This window comes from Flavobacterium sp. (assembly GCF_049318325.1).
Lineage (GTDB): Bacteria > Bacteroidota > Bacteroidia > Flavobacteriales > Flavobacteriaceae > Flavobacterium.
The window spans coordinates 1-4,066 of sequence record NZ_JBMOGQ010000175.1; the positions used below are offsets into that span (position 1 = coordinate 1).

The window sequence follows — 4,066 nt, forward strand, 5'->3', positions numbered from 1 at the left end:
TATTATATCAAATTGCAGGTGTAAATTGTTTTCAACTAGGAAGAAAAAAAGAAGGTGTAAAATTAATATGGTTGGGGTATTTTAAAAGACCATTACATATAAAGTCTTTAGGAAGAGCATTTTATTATTCTTTTAAAAAATAAATCTCACAATTAATATAGGTAAATATGTTAAACGATAATTTTAAAATTGCTGTAGTTATAGTAACATTTAATAGATGTGATGAACTTGTAAAAACGATTAGTGCAATTCAAAATCAAGGGATTTTAGAAAATGATATCATTGTAATTAATAATAATAGTACTGATAATACCAAAAACATTCTCGATAGTAATTATAAAAATATACAATCAATACATTTAAATGAAAATATTGCATCAGCAGGAGGTTTTTCAAAAGGAATGCAAACAGCTTTTGAAAAAGGGTATGATTGGGTTTGGCTATTTAATGATGATTCAAGACCAGTAGAAGGATCTTTGAAATCAATCCTTACGCACCTTAATTCTGATAAAATTCAAATAGGATTATTAAAGATTGCGAATAAAGATGAAAATAATAAAGCAGTACTCTTATATTGGAATGGAGTTAGAAAACCAGTTTCTGTAGATGTGAGTAATGAAATCATACAAACTGATTTAATAACTTTTGATGGCTGTATTATTTCAAAAAAAACAATTGAAAAAATCGGATATTGTGATCCCTTATATTTTATGGGTACCTATGAATTTGATTATTGTTTAAAAGCGAAAGATGCAGGGATTGGAGTCTATACCTTGCCCAATGGATTAATTGAAGATGGTAAATTGGGTGGAAAAAATGGTACTCCTCCATGGCGACAATATTATAATACCCGAAATCACTTATGGCTTGCATTAAACCGTAAGTCTTTTGTTATATTTAAAGGTTGGTTAATTCGAGAAATAAAGTACACTTTAAGTATTATATTGAGTGGAGATAAAAAGATTATGCGATTAGTGTTTAAATTGAGAGCCATAAGAGATGCTTTTTTAAACAAAAGAGGTAAAAGATATGACCCAATAAAATATAAATAATTTATTAATTTGATGTCATGAAAATATATAAATATTTAGATTATATCACAGAATTAATTTTTAGGAAATTGATGCGTTTTCGATTAAAGAAAAAAAATTTTTCTATTATATCAAATGATTGTTGGGGAGGAAGTGTTTATCTTGATTTAGGTATACCTTATACATCACCTACTGTTAATTTATTTATTTATTCATCTTGTTATATTAAATTTATTAAAGATTTAGAGAAATATATTTCATTAGATTTAGTGTTTGTTGATAGATCAAAGTACGATGTTTCAAATGAACACAGAAAAACAAAGAATAAATATTATCCAATTGGCATGTTGGATGATATAGAAATTCATTTTTTGCATTCAAAAGATAATATCGATGCTCAAATGAAATGGAACATGAGAAAGGAACGTATTGATTTTAATAATCTATTTTTTAAGTTTTCGGATTCTCATATGATTGATTCAAAAGATCTTTTAGAATTTGAAAAATTACCTTTTAAGAATAAAGTCATTTTTGTGTCAAAAAAATATGATGGTTTGAATAAATATGTTTTATTGAATTTTTTCAAAAAATATGGTGAAGTTTCTGATCCATTTAAATATGCATGGATTTACAGATTGCATTTTGATTTTGTGAAATGGATAAATAAGGGATAGAAGTCATCTAGTTTAGAATAGAATAGTTTCAAATAAATAATTTTAATTAGATATACCATTATAATGGATGATCAATTTGAAGGGAAATTAGATTTTAAAGTATCGGTAATTATACCTGTTTATAACGCTGAATTATATATTGAACAAGCAGTTGAATCAGCAGTAAAACTTGTTGAAGTAGGAGAGATCATTTTAATTGAAGATGGTTCAAAAGATAATTCTTTATCTATTTGTAAAGAGTTAGTTGATCGTTTCAATAAAATAAAATTACTGACACATAAAAATAATGAAAATAAAGGTGCTTCTGAAAGTAGGAATTTAGGAATTAGGAATGCTATATTTCCTTTTGTTTCTTTTTTAGATGCAGATGATGTTTATGATGTTTCAAGATTTTGTAAAGATAAATCAATACTTGCCACCAACAATGCTGTTGATGGTGTATATTCTGCTGTTGGATATTTAGATGAAGAAGATGGGAAAATGTTTTATTTACGAAAAGTAATTTCACCTAACGAATTATTTCATTTTTTATTGATAGGAACCTACGGGCATTTTCATACCAATGGTATTACATTGAGAAAATCTGTTTTTGATGATGTAGGGTATTTTTCTTCTCATTTGATTCTCCATCAAGATAGTGAAATGTGGTTGAGAATCGCATTAAAAAAGAAATTGATAAGTGGGGATTTAAAAAATCCTGTGGCACTGATCAGAAGGCATGAGGGTAATAGAATATGGAAAGGTCAAAACTATAGCACCAAATACTTATTATATGTGACATTTTATAATTGGGTGTTAAATGAAAAAATATCGAAATATGATCTTTTGTTATTGTTAAGAAGGATTTCAATTTATGAGTCTAAAAAAAATAATAAACTGTATTACTTTTTACTAATAAAAAATTGTTTTAAAGGTTTACTTAAATTGAAAATAAATTAAAAATTGTAGATTGTTTAACTAAAAAAAAATAAAATGTTTAAAAAAATAAAATGGATTGGAAATAATGTGAATAGAGATATTCTACAATTGTTAAAAGAAAACCAATCTTCAATAAATTTAAAGGAGGTTTTGCCTAGTTATTTCCCTTTTAGCCATTTTTCAATGTGTGTAACTGATTTGGAAATAGTAATAAATAGTGTCTTTTTTGGTAAATCTAAAAAAATACTAGAATGTGGTTCAGGTTTGTCGACTATCGCAATTGCAAAATTTTTAAAGAATGATCCAGATGCAAAAATAATAAGTCTAGAGCATGATAAAGAATGGATTGACATAATGAATAGGTTAATTGAAAGAGAGGGGTTGACTAATATTGTAATACATCATACTCCATTGATTGATTTTGATATCGATTCTGTAAAAGGGAAATGGTATGATATAAGTAATGTAAATCTAGATTCAGATTTTGATATGTTAGTTATTGATGGTCCACCTAGTTATAAAAAAGGACTTCAATTGTCAAGATATCCAGCTATTTCATTGATACAAAACAAACTTAAAAAAGATGGAATGTTTTATATGGATGATTTCCGAAGAACTGGCGAAGTAGAGGTTTTAAAGAAATGGGAACAAAAAATAAAATTGAATCCAGGTAAAAAGAATTTATACGGAAAAGGTCAAATTTATTTTAAATAACCATTTTTAATAAGTTTTTAATTTGTAGATCTTTATGGAAAAAGAAATTCGTTTCGCTGCTTTTATTATGACTTATAAAAGAGTTTCTGTATTAGAATCTACGTTAGAAAAATTATTTATACAATCATTCCCACCTGAAAAGGTTATAATAATTGATAATGATCCAGAACAAAGTGCTGCTTTTCTTGTTGAGAAACTAAATTATTTACCAATTGAATATTATGGTGTTGGATATAATTCTGGTCCTGCTGGTGCAGCTAAATATGGTTTACAATTATTGTCACAACAGAATTATGATTGGATAGGTTGGATTGATGATGATGACCCGCCATTATATGATGACGTTTTCGAAATATTATTAAAAATTGCTATTAATAACCCAAAGAGTGGTTGCGTTGGAGCCGTAGGACAATACTATAACAAGGAATCTGGAAGAATAATAAGAGTTAAAAATGAAGAATTAGAAGGGATTGGAACTTTAAAAGTTGACAATATTGCAGGAGGTATGTGCAAAATTGTTAATTCAAAAGTATGTATTGAAAACCATGTTTTTCCAGATGAATCTTTATTTTATGGTTTTGAAGAATTAGATTTTGACATTAGATTGCAAAATGCAGGTTATGATTTGCTAGTAGATAGACAGTTGTATAAAAAGCACAGATTGTATTATAATACTTTAAATAAAAAAAAGGAAAGAGGGAAAAAGAAAGTGGAAAATAAAATATGGAG

At 26.8% G+C, this 4,066-nt stretch carries 5 protein-coding genes; all 5 read left to right on the plus strand.

Annotated elements, in window-relative coordinates:
• Nucleotides 1-167: 167 nt before the first annotated feature.
• Entirely contained in the window at nucleotides 168-1,052 is an 885-nt protein-coding gene (locus ACOYLP_RS11180) for a glycosyltransferase (RefSeq protein WP_422856251.1), read from the plus strand.
• Between the two features lie 17 nt (nucleotides 1,053-1,069).
• The gene (locus ACOYLP_RS11185) at nucleotides 1,070-1,705 is read left to right on the plus strand and encodes a DUF1919 domain-containing protein (RefSeq protein ID WP_422856252.1); all 636 of its coding nucleotides are present in this window, start codon (nucleotides 1,070-1,072) and stop codon (nucleotides 1,703-1,705) included.
• A gap of 63 nt (nucleotides 1,706-1,768) precedes the next feature.
• Nucleotides 1,769-2,644, plus strand: coding sequence for a glycosyltransferase family 2 protein (locus ACOYLP_RS11190; RefSeq protein ID WP_422856253.1), 876 nt, complete (start codon nucleotides 1,769-1,771; stop codon nucleotides 2,642-2,644).
• A gap of 33 nt (nucleotides 2,645-2,677) precedes the next feature.
• The gene (locus ACOYLP_RS11195; protein ID WP_422856254.1) at nucleotides 2,678-3,337 is read left to right on the plus strand and encodes a class I SAM-dependent methyltransferase; all 660 of its coding nucleotides are present in this window, start codon (nucleotides 2,678-2,680) and stop codon (nucleotides 3,335-3,337) included.
• 34 nt (nucleotides 3,338-3,371) lie between these two features.
• Nucleotides 3,372-4,066: glycosyltransferase (locus ACOYLP_RS11200; protein ID WP_422856255.1), on the plus strand; the 695-nt coding region annotated here is incomplete at its 3' end.